At 41.8% G+C, this 17,865-nt stretch carries 14 protein-coding genes; 8 read left to right on the top strand and 6 right to left on the bottom strand.

All coding sequences use genetic code 11. From position 1 onward, the window contains the following. Window positions 1-118: 118 nt before the first annotated feature. On the bottom strand, window positions 119-565 hold the full coding sequence (locus tag CBG49_RS06150) for a hypothetical protein (RefSeq protein WP_088593800.1): 447 nt from the start codon (window positions 563-565) through the stop codon (window positions 119-121). 140 nt (window positions 566-705) lie between these two features. On the opposite strand from CBG49_RS06150, the gene CBG49_RS06145 reads away from it, so the two are divergent. Genes CBG49_RS06145 through rpoN form a run of 8 tightly spaced genes read left to right on the top strand, consistent with a single transcriptional unit; the run spans window position 706 to window position 8,418 of the window. Continuing rightward, window positions 706-1,170 (top strand): DinB family protein, encoded by a 465-nt coding sequence (locus CBG49_RS06145; protein ID WP_009412471.1) that lies wholly within the window; start codon window positions 706-708, stop codon window positions 1,168-1,170. After that, the gene (thiL, locus tag CBG49_RS06140) at window positions 1,167-2,216 is read left to right on the top strand and encodes a thiamine-phosphate kinase (protein ID WP_088593799.1); all 1,050 of its coding nucleotides are present in this window, start codon (window positions 1,167-1,169) and stop codon (window positions 2,214-2,216) included. The genes CBG49_RS06145 and thiL overlap by 4 nt, the downstream gene beginning before the upstream one ends. Window positions 2,217-2,229: 13 nt before the next feature. After that, the gene (locus tag CBG49_RS15855) at window positions 2,230-2,379 is read left to right on the top strand and encodes a hypothetical protein (RefSeq protein ID WP_167372070.1); all 150 of its coding nucleotides are present in this window, start codon (window positions 2,230-2,232) and stop codon (window positions 2,377-2,379) included. Window positions 2,380-2,389: 10 nt separating this feature from the next. Next, complete coding sequence (locus CBG49_RS06135; RefSeq protein WP_088593798.1) at window positions 2,390-3,799, top strand: alkaline phosphatase; 1,410 nt, start codon at window positions 2,390-2,392, stop codon at window positions 3,797-3,799. Window positions 3,800-3,823: 24 nt separating this feature from the next. Next, on the top strand, window positions 3,824-4,801 hold the full coding sequence (locus CBG49_RS06130; protein WP_088593797.1) for a cation diffusion facilitator family transporter: 978 nt from the start codon (window positions 3,824-3,826) through the stop codon (window positions 4,799-4,801). Between the two features lie 12 nt (window positions 4,802-4,813). After that, complete coding sequence (locus CBG49_RS06125) at window positions 4,814-5,953, top strand: glycosyltransferase family 4 protein (RefSeq protein ID WP_193433079.1); 1,140 nt, start codon at window positions 4,814-4,816, stop codon at window positions 5,951-5,953. Between the two features lie 30 nt (window positions 5,954-5,983). After that, a complete protein-coding gene (locus CBG49_RS06120) occupies window positions 5,984-6,916 on the top strand; it encodes a sugar transferase (RefSeq protein ID WP_009412465.1) in 933 nt (310 codons plus the stop codon). 35 nt (window positions 6,917-6,951) lie between these two features. Beyond that, entirely contained in the window at window positions 6,952-8,418 is a 1,467-nt protein-coding gene (rpoN, locus tag CBG49_RS06115) for an RNA polymerase factor sigma-54 (RefSeq protein WP_088593795.1), read from the top strand. Between the two features lie 118 nt (window positions 8,419-8,536). On the opposite strand, the gene CBG49_RS06110 is transcribed toward rpoN, so the two are convergent. The 5 genes from CBG49_RS06110 to CBG49_RS06090 form a co-directional block, all read right to left on the bottom strand. Beyond that, complete coding sequence (locus tag CBG49_RS06110) at window positions 8,537-10,732, bottom strand: glycoside hydrolase family 3 C-terminal domain-containing protein (RefSeq protein WP_088595275.1); 2,196 nt, start codon at window positions 10,730-10,732, stop codon at window positions 8,537-8,539. Between the two features lie 206 nt (window positions 10,733-10,938). Next, window positions 10,939-11,667 (bottom strand): GDSL-type esterase/lipase family protein, encoded by a 729-nt coding sequence (locus CBG49_RS06105; RefSeq protein ID WP_088593794.1) that lies wholly within the window; start codon window positions 11,665-11,667, stop codon window positions 10,939-10,941. Between the two features lie 90 nt (window positions 11,668-11,757). Continuing rightward, window positions 11,758-13,263, bottom strand: a complete 1,506-nt coding sequence (locus CBG49_RS06100) for a glycoside hydrolase family 30 protein (protein ID WP_088593793.1) — start codon at window positions 13,261-13,263, stop codon at window positions 11,758-11,760. Continuing rightward, complete coding sequence (locus tag CBG49_RS06095; RefSeq protein WP_088595274.1) at window positions 13,263-14,762, bottom strand: RagB/SusD family nutrient uptake outer membrane protein; 1,500 nt, start codon at window positions 14,760-14,762, stop codon at window positions 13,263-13,265. The genes CBG49_RS06100 and CBG49_RS06095 overlap by 1 nt, the downstream gene beginning before the upstream one ends. A gap of 13 nt (window positions 14,763-14,775) precedes the next feature. After that, entirely contained in the window at window positions 14,776-17,748 is a 2,973-nt protein-coding gene (locus tag CBG49_RS06090) for a SusC/RagA family TonB-linked outer membrane protein (RefSeq protein WP_088593792.1), read from the bottom strand. Between the last annotated feature and the right edge of the window lie 117 nt (window positions 17,749-17,865).

Genomic DNA, 17,865 nt, shown 5'->3' with positions numbered 1-17,865 from the left:
TTCAAATTTTAACTATATTTAACATCTGCATAAACGTAAAAAATCTCTCGTTGCAAAGCTATTTTACAACGAGAGACCTCTATTTTATTGAAAATAATTCGTTAAAAAACGAAATCTATTATGAAAATCCTAACCATAATCCCCAAGGAATTCTGGAAAGTAATAGCACTAAAGCTATACCGTAGAACAAGGCTATTTTGCCAAACATCTGGCGCACCTCAGTCTGCTTTTTGAGTTTTACCCAACCAACAGTGATGAGCGCTATGGCAATGATATTCATCAAAGGGTGTTCTAACAACAGAAGGCGCAATAAGGAATCTTTCATTACTATCTTAGCCCCCTCACCCCACATCTGCAAACGAGGTGTTGTTACATATAGTAACAAACCTAATAACATTTGTATATGTGAGAAAACAAGTGCAAACAAACTTAAACGGAGATCTTTTACCTCAAAGTATTTTTTATTCTTGAAATAACCGATAAGTGCATTAACTACCGCCGCAATAAGCACAGCTAATACTATATAGGCAGTGAATGAGTGTAATTGTTTAATTAGTTGATACATAAAGCTTTCTTTTAAATTTAGGGCGCAAAAATACAAATCTTTTCCAAATATAGTGATATATTGGTCTATTTTTTGTAATTTTGCGCTGAAATACAGTGATTAGCAACTTTTTTGCTTTTCACTCTTAAATTTTCACTATAATGACAGACCAAGTATTTGCCCTACACGTGGCAACCCGCAACAATCTTTTAACTTATTTGGAGAACCTAACTCCTGAACAATTAGCGCAAATCCCTAATGGATTTCACAATAATATCTGGTGGAACATCGCTCACTGTGTAGCACAACAACAAATACTCTGCTACAAACTATCAGGACTCAATTTCGTTGTACCCGAAACTTTTGTAGATACTTACAAAAAAGGCACTTATCCCGATGGGCATATCCCTACCGCTGACGAAATTCAAGAATTGCGCAGCCTGCTCATCAGTACCCAAAAACAACTGCAAGCCGACTACGAGCGTGGAGTATTCTCTAACTTTACCCCTTATACTACCAGCTATGGCTATGCGCTCACTTGTATAGAAGATGCGATACATTTCAACAACACTCACGAGGGTATGCACCTTGGGGTGGTAATTGCTTTAAACTACTTTGCTAAATGATAGAAGATAAAACGCCACACCGCACCTCATTAGCCGATTTAGGTGAATTTGGACTCATCAACCGCCTAACAGAAGGTTTTGAAAACCACAATCCTTCCACTCTCAAAGGCGTAGGCGACGATGCCGCGGTAATGGATTTTAAAGATAAAAAAACGGTTGTCTCTACCGACCTGCTCATTGAGGGGGTGCATTTTGACCTCAGTTATGTACCGCTAAAACACTTGGGTTACAAAGCGGTATCGGTGAATGTATCCGATATTTATGCAATGAATGCCACCGCTACCCAAATAACGGTATCAATAGCAGTATCTAATCGCTTTCCGTTGGAAGCCTTAGAAGAACTCTATGCGGGCATTCGCTTAGCGTGTGATCGTTACAAAGTGGACTTGGTAGGGGGCGACACGACTTCCTCTACACGCGGACTTATCATCTCGGTAACGGCAATAGGTGAAGCGAATGAAGAGGACTTGGTATACCGCAACGGGGCACATCCTAACGACCTTATAGTGCTCACAGGCGATATAGGAGGTGCCTATATGGGTTTGCAGATATTGGAGCGCGAAAAAGCTGTCTTTCAGGTAAACCCCAATTCTCAACCCGATATAGAGATGTATTCTTATATTTTGGAACGCCAGCTCAAACCCGAAGCCCGCAAGGACATTCCGCCACTGCTCAAACAATTGGGTGTAAAACCTACTGCGATGATGGATGTGAGCGATGGCTTATCGTCAGAGCTCTTGCACATTTGCAAACAATCGGGGGTAGGTTGTAGGTTATATGAAGATAAAATACCTCTTGACCCACAAGTGATTAGCACTTGTGAGGAGTTCAATTTAGATAGTACTACCATAGCCCTAAGTGGCGGTGAAGACTACGAACTGCTCTTTACTATTGCTCAAGCCGATTACGACAAAATTAAAGGCAACCCCAATTTTAGCGTAATAGGTTACATTACTGATAAAGGGGAAGGCGTAAACCTCGTCACTCGTGCAGGGCAGTTCATCCCAATCATAGCGAGAGGGTGGAATGCTTTGAGTAATGAATAATGATTAATGGTTGATGAATAAAAAGATAGATATAAAAATAGATAAAAGTCTTGATAAATTTAAAGGGAAAGTACTTTTTCCAAAGAAATTAGCACTTGCTGAAGAACTCTTGCAACGTGCTAAATTTCCGATAGAATTAAAAGAGAAATTAAATATATCATAAAAAAACTATTATGAAAAGAAGAGCATTTTTTAAAAATGGGGCTTTAGCAGCTTTAGGAGGCTTAGTATTGCCTTCCTTTGATTTACAAGCGCAAACCCTTGGGGAAGCCCATAAAAACAAACGCACTAAAAACATCATCTTTATGGTGAGTGACGGTATGAGTTTCGGCACTTTAGTAATGGCCGATCTCTACCTCAAACGCAAATTCGGTCGTCCTTCTCATTGGATGGGACTATACGAGCAAAACCTCGCACAGCGTGCCGTAATGGATATGGCATCGGCAAGTTCGGTAGTCACCGACTCCTCAGCAGCAAGTTCCTCTTGGGGCGGTGGTGTACGTGTGAAGAACGGTAGCCTCAATATCAGTCCGGATGGCAAAGAGAATATGCCTATCTTGCAAAAGTTCAAAAAAGCAGGCAAGAAAGTGGGCTGTATCACTACTGTAATGGTAAACCACGCCACTCCGGCAGGCTTCTGTACGTGGAGTAAGAGTCGGAATGCTATGGACGAGATAGCCCTCAACTACACCGAATTAGGCTTTGACGTGATGCTAGGTGGCGGTAGCAAATACTTCGACCCTGCCCATCGCAAGGACAAGAAAGACCTCTTTGCCGTTCTCAAAAAGAAAGGTTATACCGTAGCCCGCACTCGTAGTGAAATGCAGAAAGCCCCTGCTAACAAACCTCTCTATGGGCTCTTTGCTGAAGATGCACTCCCCTACACTATCGATCGCGCTCAAAGCAGTGAAGAACAAGCTAAATCGCCTACCCTTGCTGAGATGACCGCTAAAGCTATCGACCAGCTCAAAAATCACCCTAACGGCTTTGTAATACAAGTGGAAGGTGGTAAAGTAGACTGGGCTGCACACGCTAACGATATAGGGGCTTTGCTCTACGACCAAGTTGCTTTTGACGAGGCTATAGGAGTAGCACTCGACTTTGCTAAAGCCGACGGCAACACTCTTGTGGTGCTTACTTCCGACCACGGTAATGCTAACCCTGGACTCATCTACGGCAAAGATTGTAACGACAATTTTGACAGATTGCAAAACTTCACCCATTCTAACGATTGGATTTTACAACAAATCAACTCTAACGACTCGGTAGCCAAAGTGCGTGAGCACGTTGCTCAATACTGCGGTGGGATGAACATCAATGAGGAACAAGCTAAAGAACTCTTAGGCTATTACGCTAAAACCGAAAGAAAAGAAGACGGCTTGTACAACTACAAACACCTGCCTTACCGATTGTTTGCCGAAATACAAAAAGCTCATACTTCAGTAGGTTGGATTAGTATGGATCACTCATCCGATTACACTGAATTGGGAATGTATGGACCTGGTAGCGAACGCCTAAAACCTTTTATGCGCAATACCGATATACACAATTTCTTGTTGGAAGCAGCAGAGGTTAAAGTTTAGAAGTTAGGAAGTAGAAATTAGAGGGTGAAAAGTTTTCAGTTTCAAAAGCTCGTTACTTTTATAGGTACATTGCTCTTCATCGTGAAGTTGATAGCGTGGCATATTACCAATTCTAACGCTATTTTTTCGGACACGATGGAGAGCATTGTGAATATCATTGCCGCCTTTATGGGGCTCTATTCGCTATACCTTTGCAACAAACCTCGCGATACCGACCACCCTTACGGACACGGCAAGGTAGAGTTTGTTACCGCTGGTATTGAGGGAATGCTCATCGCTATCGCTGGAGTACTTATCCTCATCGAAGCTATTTCGTCACTTATAGAGGGAATACATCTCGATAAATTAGGCTGGGGGATTGCCCTTTTCGGGTCTACCGCCATAGTGAATTACACTATGGGGTATATTTCTTACCAAAAAGGGAAAAAAGAGAACTCTTTAGTACTAATGAGTGCAGGCAAACACTTGCAATCAGATACTTTTGCCACTTCAGCTATTGTATTGAGTTTGGTGTTGGTACACTTCACCGGTTGGTTATGGCTCGACCCTCTAATTGCTATTAGCTTTGGTAGTTATATCATAGTAATAGGGTGGAAGATTGTACGTAAAGCCCTTAGTGGTATTATGGACGAGCGCGACGAAGCCCTCTTTGCCGAACTCGTAAATATATTGCAAGCTAACCGCAAAACCGAGTGGATAGACATTCACAATATGCGTATTCAGCAGTTTGGGGCTCACTTGCATATTGATGCCCATATCACTCTGCCTTACTACTATTCGCTAAAAGAAGCCCACCAAGAGATGGAAAAAGTGATTCATTTATTGGTAGAAAAAGTAGATAGAACTATAGAATTCAACTTTCACTTAGACTATTGCAAGCCTTTTTCTTGCAAAATATGCGCTATCGACTGTCCCTTTAGAGAAAAACCTTTTGTACAGACTATACAGTGGGACGTGAAAAACATCGCTGGAGTAGCGAAACATAAAATAAATGATCAATAAGAAATAAACAATATGATAGTTACTTTCTTTTCGGAAAACCTATGGTTTACAGCTTTTTTTGTGTGCCTCCTTTCATTAGGAGTAACTTACTTTTCTTTGCCAAGTGTTATCTATGTCGTAAAACAAAAAAACTTGATGGATAAACCCAATGCGCGTAGCTCCCACAAAGAAAAAACTCCTACTTTAGGAGGACTTTCTTTTTTTGTAAGCTTGATTTTTACCTTGTTCTTGCTTCGTCCGTTTGATAACGATAGTGTGGGGATTAATATTCTATCAGGGGTTGGTGTATTGTTTTTCGTAGGTTTAAAGGATGACCTCACAGGTGTAAACCCCAGTACAAAAATCATAGGTCAAATCATCGCTACTCTCATTCTTTTCTTTGGATCAGGACTTAAAATCACCACATTAAACAATTTTTTAGGTATCACTGATATTCCTTATTGGTTTTCTATACTCATCAGTTGTGCTATAGTGATGGCTATTGTCAATTCTTACAATCTGATCGATGGCATTAATGGTTCAGCAGCAATGGTAGGCATTGTGATTTTTGGAGCTTTTGCCTATGTTTTCTACGATGCCGAAATGTACTTCTACTTTCTGTTATCACTGTTGAGCATCAGTTTTCTATTGGCTTTTTTGCGTTATAATTTATCGGCTAAAAAACGGGTGTTTATGGGCGATACAGGCTCTATGATTGTAGGGTTCCTCATTGCTGTATTGGCTATCAAATACTTTTCGCTCAATACAGAGTTGTTAGAAAGTGCTGTTATCACCCCTTCCAACAAAGTGTGGGTGCTACTCTCTATCATCTTCATTCCCTTTTTTGATACTACTCGCGTGTTCACCACCCGCTTGTTGCGCCACGGACAACCTTTTAAAGCCGACCGCAGTCATATCCACCACGTGATGATAGATTATATGAAATTGTCGCACTCACAAGCAAGTTTGCTGTTAGCTTTGATTAATCTCGCTGTTTTTGTAACAATTTTATTTTTTAATACAAGAATATCCCCTTTGATGCTGGGAATTTTGTTTATAGCTTTCTCTATAGTTTTAGCTATTATTTTATTTATTGTGAATCGAGGATATCACAATCTTAAAAACAAACAAAAAATTAGACATCTTATCAATGAAATTCATAAAAAGCACTGAAATAATTTATTGTTTTAAAAAGATATAATTATGAAAATATTTTATCATAGACCAACTTGTTTATTTATTAATGTGGGTGGTATTCTTGAGAAATTGTTAGAGGAATCAAATATCTCTAAATTTTATAGAATTATCAAATATGATATTTCCAAGAAAAAAAGAACCATTTCGAGTATTGTCAATAAGCTAAAAATAGCAATTATTGTTATTGAAACTTCAAAAATCAAAGAATATCCTGATGATATCATTAGAGAAATTATTGATTTGAGGACTAAAGGTATTATTGTTTATGAAGCAGAAGAATTTTACGAAAATATCAACAAACGTATTCCTATCGTAAAATTAGAAGCTAAAAAATATATTGGCGATGATATTTTTTCTATAAAACAAAGAATTAGACACCGATTAATCAAACGTTTTTTTGATTTATCACTTGTTTTCTTAGCTCTTCCTATAGCATTACCTTTAACTATTATAGGAGTTATTCTTACTCTTTTAAGTTCAAAAGGAGGTGCTTTCTTTGCGCAGACACGTGTAGGAAGAGAAGGAAAAACTTTTAAAATATACAAAATCAGAACTATGGTATTAAACAATGGAGGTTTTACTCAGGCAAATGACTCACGTATTACCCCTATTGGAAAAATATTGCGCTTTACTAAAATAGATGAACTACCTCAATTATACAACGTATTGAGAGGTGATATGAGTATTATAGGCCCTCGCCCTGAAATTCCTGAATATGTAGAAAAATACGCAGAACAAATACCTTTTTTCAAACTACGCCATATGGTGAAACCAGGAGTTACAGGTTGGGCTCAAATTCATATCCCAAAAGCCACTCCTGAAGATAGTATTAAAAAATTAGAATATGATTTGTACTACATCAAGCGATATTCATTATTCCTTGATATTAAAATAGTACTTGAAACTACAAAAATTATACTTACCTTAAATAGTAACTAATTTTTTTCGTATCTTTGCGCCCTATCTCATAAGAAATGCTCAAACAGAATTTACAACTTAAACTCTCACAGAAACTCTCACCTCAGCAAATACAGCTGATGAAACTCGTGCAACTCCCCACTCTTGCCTTTGAACAGCGCGTAAAACAAGAGTTGGAAGAAAACCCCGCCTTAGAATCGGGGCGCGAAGAAGATGCCCTCGATGAGTTTCACGATGAGTTCGACAACTCTGCCGATGAATATAACGACAACGATGTAATTGATATGGACGATATCAACATCGATGAATACCTTAGTGATGACGAAATTCCCGACTATCGTTTGCACGCTAATAACTACAGCGACGACGATGAGGATCGCGATATTCCTTTCAGTGCGGAGATATCGTTCCACCAATCCCTTATCAACCAATTAAACACCTTTACCCTCTCGGATGAAGATTACCTCATCGCTGAGTTCCTCGTGGGTAGCATAGACGATACAGGCTATATACGCCGCTCTATTCAAGACCTTACCGATGACCTTGCTTTTACCCAAAATATCTATACTGAAGAGGAACACGTAGAGCAAATACGCCAACAGATTATCTTCCAATTAGACCCTGCAGGAGTAGGCGCTGCCGACCTGCAAGAGTGCTTGCTCATACAACTGCGCCGCAAAAAACAAACCCCTGCTATAGAATTGGCAATCAAAATGCTTACCGAAGCCTTTGAGGCATTCACTAAAAAGCATTATACCAAACTGCAACAGCGCTTTTTGGTAACTGAAGAACAGCTAAAAGAAGCGGTACAAGAGGTAGAACGCCTAAATCCTAAACCTGGAAGTTCTTACGTGGGCAACAATGTACATATAGAGCAAATTATCCCCGATTTTACCGTAAAGGTGGTAGATAACGAGTTGGAACTCTCCCTCAACGGACGCAATGCTCCTGAACTACACGTTTCTAAGGAATACAGCACTATGCTCGACACTTATAAGAAGAGTAAGGAAAAGAGCAATTCACAAAAAGAAGCCGTGTTCTTTATCAAACAGAAGTTGGATTCGGCTAAGTGGTTTATAGATGCTATTCGTCAGCGACAACAAACGCTCCTCATCACTATGGATGCTATTATGGAACACCAACGCGAATACTTCCTCACAGGTGATGAACTGAAAATAAAACCGCTTATTCTCAAAGATATTGCCGATAAGGTAGGTATGGACATCTCTACTGTATCGCGGGTAGCGAGTAGTAAATACGTAACTACCCCTTATGGCACAAAACTCATTAAAGATTTCTTTTCGGAATCTATGAAGAACGACCAAGGAGAAGATGTTTCTACTCGTGAAATCAAGCAGATATTACAACATATCATCGCTAAGGAAGACAAGAGTAAACCCCTCCCCGATGACGAATTGGCACAGCTCCTCAAAGAGAAAGGTTACCCCATTGCACGCCGCACTATCGCCAAATACCGCGAACAAATGGATATACCTGTAGCACGCCTCAGAAAAGAACTATAGTCTAATGACGAGTTACAAATTACGAATGACGGTGTGAGCCGCACAGGCAAAGTATATAAAACTCCAGTATAGTGAAAGACTGTACTGGAGTTTTGGCTATATGAAAAGTAAAAAATATTTATTCTAAGGTGAAATCTACTGTGCTTTTAATATCGCCTGAAGAGGTACCTACTAAGGCTTTGAAGGTGCCTTTTTCGGCTACCCAAGCGTGTTGCTCAGGATTGAAGAAAGAGAGGTCTTGCTTGGTGATATGGAAGGTTACAGTTTTGGTCTCTCCTGCTTTCAAGAATACTTTCTCAAATCCTTTGAGCTCTTTGTACGGGCGCAATACTGAGGCTTCTTCGTCGTGCAAATAGAGTTGTACTACTTCAGCACCATCGCGTTTGCCGGTGTTCTGTACTGTTACCGAGAAGCTGATATCGCCGTTGGTGGTTTTCTTGTCGGCAGTGAGTTTGCCGTATTTGAAGGTAGTATAGGAGAGTCCGTGACCGAAAGGGAATAGTGGTTTTATCCCTTTGGTATCGGCGTAGCGGTAGCCTACCAAAATGCCTTCGTGGTAGGTAACATCTTTGTCCCCTGGGTATTCACCTAAAGCTACAGCCCCATTGTCTTCCAAACGCACTGGAAAAGTGAAAGGCAATTTGCCCGAAGGGTTCACATCACCGAAGAGTACATCGGCGAGGGAGTTACCTGCTTCGGAGCCTAAATACCAATCTTGTACGATAGCGGGTACACTTTTCACCCAAGGCATCGCCATTGCATTCCCCGAAATGAGTACTACAGTTAAGTTTTTATTGGCTTTTGCCAAAGCCTCAATCACGGCATCTTGTCCGTAAGGTAAGCCGTATTGTTTGCGGTCGTTACCTTCGCAATCCTGACCGTCGTGTTTGTTGAGTCCGCCTATAAAGATGACTACATCGGCTTGTTGAGCGGTTTTAACAGCTTCGGTGAGGAGTTCTTGCGCGGGACGTTTATCGGTGATATCGTTGGCAGCAAGTCCGTCTTGGTCTTTGTAATCGTCGCTGGCATAGCCACGTGCATAGAGCACTTTGGCAGTATTGCCTATGCGATTTTTAATTCCGTCTAAGGGGAGTATCTCGTGAACGGCTTTCAGTGAGGAACTTCCCCCACCTACAGTCATCATTTTGATAGCATTCTCGCCTATTACGGCTATGGTTTTTGCCTTTTTAACGTCAATAGGCAATACATTTTTGTCGTTTTTGAGTAGCACAATACCTTCTTGTCCTATCTTGCGGGCTATGGCAAAGTGTTCTGGTGAGGCGAATGACCCAAAGGGTCGATTGGCTGCCATATTGGTGCGGAATACGAGTCGGAGGATATTGCGCACCTTTTCATTCACTACTTCTTCTTTTATTTCCCCCGATTTCAGTTTCTCAAGAAAAGGTTGAGCAAGGAAGTAATGGTCGTAAGCATTGGAGCGGTTTTCGACCATTCCGTCAGTCCACGTACCAAATTCCATATCCAATCCGTGGAGGGCAGCGCCATCGGTGTTGTTCACTCCACCCCAATCGGATACTACGGCGCCGTCAAAACCCCATTCTTTGCGCAAGATGTCTTGCAATAGGTATTGGTTTTGGCAAGCCCATTGGTCTTTGTATTTGTTATAAGCTCCCATTATGCTCCACGCTTTTCCTTCTTGTACAGCAGCTTTGAAAGCAGGGAGGTAAATCTCATACAGGGCGCGGTCGTCTACCTTTACATTCACGGTATGGCGGTTGATTTCTTGATTGTTGAGCGCATAGTGCTTCACACAAGCAGCCACGCCATTGGCTTGCACGCCTTGTACATAAGGCACGACCATTTTGGAAGCCAAATAAGGGTCTTCGCCCATATACTCGAAATTGCGACCGTTGAGAGGAATGCGGTAGATGTTCACCCCAGGACCTAAGAGTACATTCTTGTTGCGGTAGCGAGCTTCTTCGCCTATGGCTTTCCCGTAGGCTTTGCTGAGAGCGGGATTCCACGTGGCAGTAAGGCAAGTGAGGGCGGGAAAAGCGGTGCATTTATCATTTGTCCATCCCGCTTGATTCCACTCGTCCCAAAGTACTTCCGGGCGTATGCCGTGAGGACCATCGGTCATCCAGTTTTCGGGGATACCCAAACGGGGCACTCCAGGTGAACTAAACTTAGACTGTGCGTGGCACATAGCTACTTTTTCCTCTAAAGTCATTCGCGAGAGGGCATCGTCAATACGCTTCTCAATGGGTTGCGAAGCGTCTAAATAAACAGGCGTTTGCTGGGCTGAGAGCGTACCTACGACACAGCAAAGCAGTAAAGTTTTTATATTTTTCATATTGTATTGATTTGTCGATTTGGTGATTTGCCAATTGCCCACCCCGTTCCCCTCCCGAAAGGAGGGGACAAGCCGCAAAAGCGACGGGGGTACTTGTTAATTTGTCGATTTGTCAATTTAACTTTGCCAAAGGTGCGAGCCACACAGGCAAGGCTTTGACAAAGTATAGCGATACTTATTAATTGTTAATTATCAATTGTTAATTGTTATTTCTTAACTGTTGTAAGATAGGGTTTAATAATGGCTGTCCATAGTTTGTAGCCTTCGGCGTTCATATGGAGGTTGTCTTCTTTAAAGATATCGGTGCGGAGGTTGCCCGCTTCATCGTACATTACTTTGGTGATATCAATATAAGTATAGCCTTGTGCGGTGGCATTTTCCTCTAAAAGAGCGTTTACCAATAGTTGGTCTTTCAGCTGATCGGCTTTGTGTTGTGAGGGTTTTAACGACACTACAAACAAGGGGGTAGTTGGGTAGTCCTTTTTCAATCGTGCGATAAAAATACGGAAAAGGTCGAAGCATTTTACGGCATTCACGCCTTCTTTGTGGCTTCCGAGATCGTTTTCTACATAAAGAACAATGCTTTTAGGTTTGTATCCTTGTGCGATGGTGTTGTAGTTATAAATCATATCGCGCAAGGTTGCCCCTCCATAAGAACGGCGGATGAGTTTCAGCGGTGCAAAATCTTCATAGATAGTATCCCATAGGTTGATAGACGAACTACCGAGGAATAGCGCGTCGCAAGAGAGGTCTTTGAGGCGTTTGTTCTCCTTTTGGTAGTTGGTAATATCCTTTTGATAGCGGGTAATCCAAGGAGTTTCATCGGTTTGTTCAAAGGGGATTACCGTTTTGATTACGGTAGTAGGGGTTGCGGTTTGCGCTTTGGTGAATGCTACAGAAGCAATTGCGAATAGTGACAATAATATTCTTTTCATTTGCGTAATTTTAATTTGTCAATTTATATACTTTGTCAAAGTCCAAGGACTTTGACAAAGTATAGGATAATTAATTTGTTGATTGCTATTTTATAGTTTTGGTATCAAAAAGGATACCACGCTGTTGGCTGGTACTTCATAAGAGAAATAGTGCTTGCCGGTGCTTAGGGTTAGATAGGTTGCTTCTTTCTTTTTATTCAACAACACACAAGCCAAAGAGCCGTCGGGGTTCTCGAATGCGGTACATTGCACGTTGTCATCAGTGGTTTTCTCAACGCCTATACGGGTCGCTCCCTGCTTGATGACTGCCGAAAGATGACTTATCACATAGTAGTGCGAATTGCGTTGCATCGTCTTATAATCGGATGTTTGGATATCGACCGCACCAAAACAAGTTTTGCAACCACCTTCACGATTGGGAGCTCCCTGCTCGTCGAGCATTAAGTTCCACACCATCACCGCCTTGCAATGATTATTGAGGGTTTTGATACCGAGCTCTTGCATATCTTCGGTGAGACGGCGTTCGAGGTTACGACCATCGTTCCAAGTACCTATGGAGCTTTCTGTAAAGATGAGTTCTTTATTGGGGTATTGGTTATGAATGTTGCTCAATTCGTTAGGATTCCCCCCGTAGTTATGGTAAGCAGCCCCCGCAACGTACTGAGAGGCATCAGCATCTTTATAGATATGCAAGGGGTATTGCTGTTGTGAAGGCTTATTATCGTAGTTGTAATTATGGTCGAAGAGGTAGATTTTAACCTCAGCAAAGCCTTTGTTGCGCAGAGTTTTCCCTAAGGCATTTTTGATAAAGGCGAGCTGCTCGTCCCATCCCATATACATAGAAGCCGAGTTGCCTCTGTTGAGAGGTTCGTTTTGTATAGTAATGGCATTGACGTTCAATCCATTGTCTTTCATCGCTTGCAACCATTTGGCAAAATAGAGCGCATAATCTTGATAGTGAGCAGGGTTCAGTTGACCGCTTGTCCATTGGTTATGAGGTTGCAAATCGGTAAGGTTATTGACCTTCATCCAGCGTGGAGGTGTCCAAGGAGAGCCTATGATTTGCACTTTGGGGTTGATAGCGAGAATCTCTTTGAGTATAGGAATCACGTATTGCGTTTCCTCTTTGGTGAGGTCAAAATGCTCTATTCCCTTGGTATCACAGAGGGTGTATTCGCTTAGGGAAAAGTCGGAACAGCCGATGGATATACGCACAAAATTCTGTCCAAAACCTTCAGTTTCGGAGAAGGTTTCGGTGAGGAACGCCTTTCTATCGGCGGGAGACATCTGCATCAAGTTATAGCAGGTAGAACCTGTAATGGCAGCCCCGAAGCCATAGATAGTTTGGAATCTTTCAGTGGGTTTTAGGGTAATACTATAAGATGCCTTGGGGTTTTTGATGAGCTTTAGGTCGGTTTGCTCTTTGTAGAATTCTTTTTGGCGATTGGCTGTAGTTAGCAATACGCTCACTTTTCCTACTGATGTTTCAACAACAGGGGGAGGAGTAGGTTCCTCCCCTGTGTTGGATTTTTTCTGGCAGCTGCAAGAAGCGATGCTCCAGAGTATTACAAGTAAAAAAGACGGGAATAATTTCATTAGTAACCAGGGTTTTGAGTGAGTTTTTTATTGTTTTCTAATTCAGTTTGAGGGACAGGGTAAATGGAACTATTCTCTGTTAGCGGGTATACTCGTGGCAAACGACCTTCATCACGTGCATTAAGTGTATTCATTGTTTCAATAGCTTTATCATTGCGCAACAAGTCGAACCAGCGGAAGCCTTCAAATGCCAATTCAAGGCGACGTTCTTTGAGTACGGCTGCTTTCATTTGTTCTTGTGAAAGAGAAGAGGAAATAGCAGCAAGTCCTACCCTTGCGCGTACTTGATTTACTAAGGCAGCCGCCTGAGCGGTTTGACCTAAAGCGGCATAAGCTTCAGCTTTGAGCAAGAGGATATCGGCTAAACGCAACTTGATGATACTACTGCCTCCTGAACGTATTTTGTACATAAAAGGATAGTGGTTAGAGGGGTAATAAATATTCCAAGAGGGTTGCCCGTAAACGATAGCTTGGTTTTTGCGCACAGTATCGCCCTCAGCATCAAAAGCAGCGATGAGGTCGCGTGAAGGGGTTACCCATTTTGCCCAGTTGTAAGTGCTATTGGGGTTGGTGTAGTTTAAGCCGAAGAGCCCTGGTAACCACGTTTGTCCGCCTTGAGAGTAGGTAATCTCAAAAATAGACTCAGCAGAATTGCGCACTTTTACATCGGTTTTAGCATCGTTGATTTGAAATAAATCGGCGTAATTAGGCAAGAGGGAAAAACCATCGGCTTCTACGGCTGCGCAATACTGAATGGTTTTGTTGTAATCGCGTATAGGTTTTTCGGCATATACGTGAGCTAAAAGTGCATTAGCAACCGCGCGACTGAAGAAGAACTTATCGTTAGCCTTCACTGCAGGAGCATCGACGAGAGCCTCCTCAAGGTTGGTACGAATGATGTTGTACACCTCGGCAACAGATGTGCGTTCAGGAAAGAGCAATTTATAGGTTTGTTCTACATTTTCAGATGATATTTCAGGGATTTCCATCGCAGGAATAGGTATAGCACCCCAAAGTCGTGTCATATCAAAAAGCATCCACGCTTTAAATATTTTAGCCTCGGCTTTCCACTGTTTGCGTTCAGTGGTTGTAAGGGAAGCATCGGGCACTTTATCTACATTGGCAATTACTACATTGGCTAAGTTGATAGCTTCAAGATATTTTTGCCAATCACGTTTGATATAGGCATTAGCAGCATCTTGGCTATTTTGTTCAATAGAAGCTATATTTACAGAAGTTTTAACGCCTGCATAGGAATTATCAGCACGGGTTTCGGCGTGTTGTAGAAAATCCAATGTCCAGAACTCTTGTGCTGATCCACGCACAAAGGCATAGAGAGCTTCATAGCGTGTTTTCATTTGTGCTTTGTTCTCTATAGCAGAGGAACTTTTGCCCTCGGTAGTTGTATTTTTTTCGTTGAACTCCGAAATAGGGTCTTTATCTAAACTGCAAGCCGTTAGCGTTGCTAACGAAAATGCAAGGTATATGTATCTTTTCATTTTTGTATAGGTATTAAAAATCAATGTTTAAGCCAAAGATAAAGGTTTTGGTTTGAGGATAGGTACCCCAATCAATACCCATCGTAGGACCTGAAAGCCCTTGGTTTACTTCGGGGTCAAAGCCTTTGTAGTTGGTAAGTGTCCAAAGGTTTTGGGCGGTGAAGTAAGGTTGTATCTTGCGGATACCATATTTAGCCAATTCCTCATTGGAGAGGTTGTAAGCCAAAGTAAGAGTTTTAAGGCGCAAATATGAACCGTCTTCTACCCAACGAGACGATGCTTTGATATTATCGGTACCTTGTTTTGCACGAGGTATATCGGTAATATCACCAGGTTTTCTCCAGCGATTGAGCACGGCGGTTGATTGGTTTTGGTCTTTATACATACCTTCAGTTTCTATACGAGAGGCGTTGTAGATATCATTGCCATAAGAGCCTTGGAAGAAGACACTTAAAGTGAAGTTTTTATAGGAGAAGTCATTGGTAAGCCCAAAAGTAAAATCGGGGTTAGGGTCGCCTATATAAGTTTTATCGGAAACTGAGATTTTACCATCGCCATTGAGGTCTTTGTACTTGATATCGCCTGTTTGAGGGTCTACGCCTTCACTTATCAATCCCCAGAACTTGCCTAAAGGTTGTCCTTCGGTAATGCGCACCACTTGTTCAGTAGTAGCATCGGAGGTAGTGGCGTAGTAATACACTTTCTGAAGGGTGAGTTTGGTAAGTTCATTGCGGTTGAACGAGATATTGAAATTGGTATTCCAAGTAAAATCACCTGTGAGATTGCGTGTATCGAGCGCAAATTCAATTCCTTTGTTAGTCATTTCACCTTCGTTGCGATAAATAGAAGGTATGGGTGAAGTAGAAGGAAGAGGTACATCCATTAGCAAATCGGTAGTTTTTTTGAGGTAAGCATCGACTGCTAACGAAATACGATTTTTAAACAATGAAAGGTCGAGCCCTATATTGCTTTGAGTGGTAGTTTCCCAAGTGAGGTTAGGATTAGAAAATGAATTAGGACGCAAGGTTACCATTGCATTACCTTTGCCTGCCTCCCACCAATTTTGACGGGTGATAGAATAGCGTTGCAAGTAGCCGTAATCGGAAATACCTGCTTGGTTACCTGTTTGTCCCCAGCCACCGCGCAATTTGAGTTCGCTAAGCCAATCGACATTTTTCAAGAAGTTTTCTTGTGAAAGTCTCCACCCTACAGATACTGAAGGGAAGTAACCCCAGCGTTTGCCAGGTGCTAACTTGGAAGAACCATCGGCGCGGAAATTAGCCGTGAGAAGGTATTTGCTATCGTAGTTATAAGAAATACGACCTAAATACGACATAATCGCCCATTCGGCAGCATTCGAACCACTACCTTGTTCTATTTTATTGGCAGCATTAAGGGTTTTGATGTCGGGTGTAAGGAAGTGAGAGGCATATAAATAGCTTTCGTTCCATTTAGATACCGTTCCTGAAGTACCCGCCAAAGCAGAAAGGTTGTGCTTGCCGAAATTTTTGTCGAAGGTAAGCAAATTGTCGTAAGTCATCACGGTGTTGTTAGTACGAATATCGTCGGCAGTACCGAAGAGCTTACGTCCATATTCGGTGAGTTTAGGGTCTGTCCAATGGGTTTGAGTGCGTCCTAAACGATCGATACCTACTGTAGATTTGAATTTCAAGCTCGGCAAGAAAGTTACGATAGCCGATACGCTTCCTACCAAGCGATTGCTCTTAGAGGTATTGTCGGCATTACGAGAGATATTCTCTACAGGGTGAGTGAGGTTAGCTCCATAGAAATTGTAGTAATACCAACCTTCTTCACCGGGTTTATCACTCCAGATGGGGGCATATTTAGGCGTATTGATTACCGAAAGCACTACCCCAGCACGGTTAGAGCCTGTACCAGTAATAATACCATTAGACGAGTAATCAGCATAAGATAGATTGGTTTCAAAAGTGAGCCATTTACGCATTTTAGTTTCTAAGTTGAGACGCAAATTATAACGTTCAAAATAAGAAGAGCGGATAACCCCTTCATCTTTAGAAGTTCCTGCTGAGAGGTAATACTTTGTATTTTCGGTTGCATTTGAGATAGAAAGTTGTGTGTTGCGTATCAGGCTCTTGCGGAAGGTTTCATCAAACCAATCAGTTTTATCAGTAAGCCCTGAAGGTAGTGTAACAGCACCTGTTTCGTCCATTAGTTCCTTGTATTGAGCAGTGTTGAGTGACTCGATGCGTTTGGCTACCTGAGAGATTCCTACATACGTATTAACTGATATTTTAGGTTCATTGCGTTTACCTTGTTTGGTAGTGATAAGCACTACCCCGTTGGCGGCGCGTGAACCGTAGATAGCTGCTGAAGAAGCATCTTTGAGCACTTGCATACTCTCAATATCGGTAGGGGCAATCCCATTGATGTCTTGCACAGGGATACCATCTACTACATATAGAGGGTCGTTGGACGCGCTGATAGAGGTATTCCCACGGATGCGTACTGCCAAACCAGCACCTGGAGCACCATTAGGTTGCACTACTTGAATACCCGCTGCACGCCCTTGAATGGCTTGAGCTGCTGAAGTTACAGGACGTTGGTCGAGGTCTTTAGTTTTTACTGAAGTGATTGCCGTAGTTACATCACCTTTCTTTTGAGTACCATAGCCCACTACTACCACCTCATCGAGGTCTTGAGTAGCTTCGGAGAGCTTTATTTTTAAAGAAGCACCAGAGGCTTTTACATCAAGGGTTTTATACCCCACTGATGAAAACTCTAATACAGCACCTTTTGGCACATTGTTAAGTGAAAAGTTACCATCAAAATCGGTAGCTACCCCCTTGGTAGTACCTTTTATTACTACGGAAACACCAGGAAGAGGCATTCCTTTGTCATCGGTTACAGTACCTATTAGCTGACTAATATTTTGTGCTTGGGCAAAACCTACATAGCCTACTAACAGTACCATCATTAGCATTAAATGTTTTTTGAGTACTTTCATAAAATAAAAACGTTACATTTGTTAGTTTTTTCTTTGTTGATTTTCGGAAAGTTATTTTTATCTTTCCAACGCCCCAAAAGTATAGCAAAAAAACATCAATATTTCATCGGGTATTAG

This window comes from Capnocytophaga endodontalis (assembly GCF_002209445.1).
Classification (GTDB): domain Bacteria; phylum Bacteroidota; class Bacteroidia; order Flavobacteriales; family Flavobacteriaceae; genus Capnocytophaga; species Capnocytophaga periodontitidis.
The sequence above is the reverse complement of the archived record's forward strand: the minus strand, read 5'-3'. Positions and strand labels throughout refer to the sequence as shown.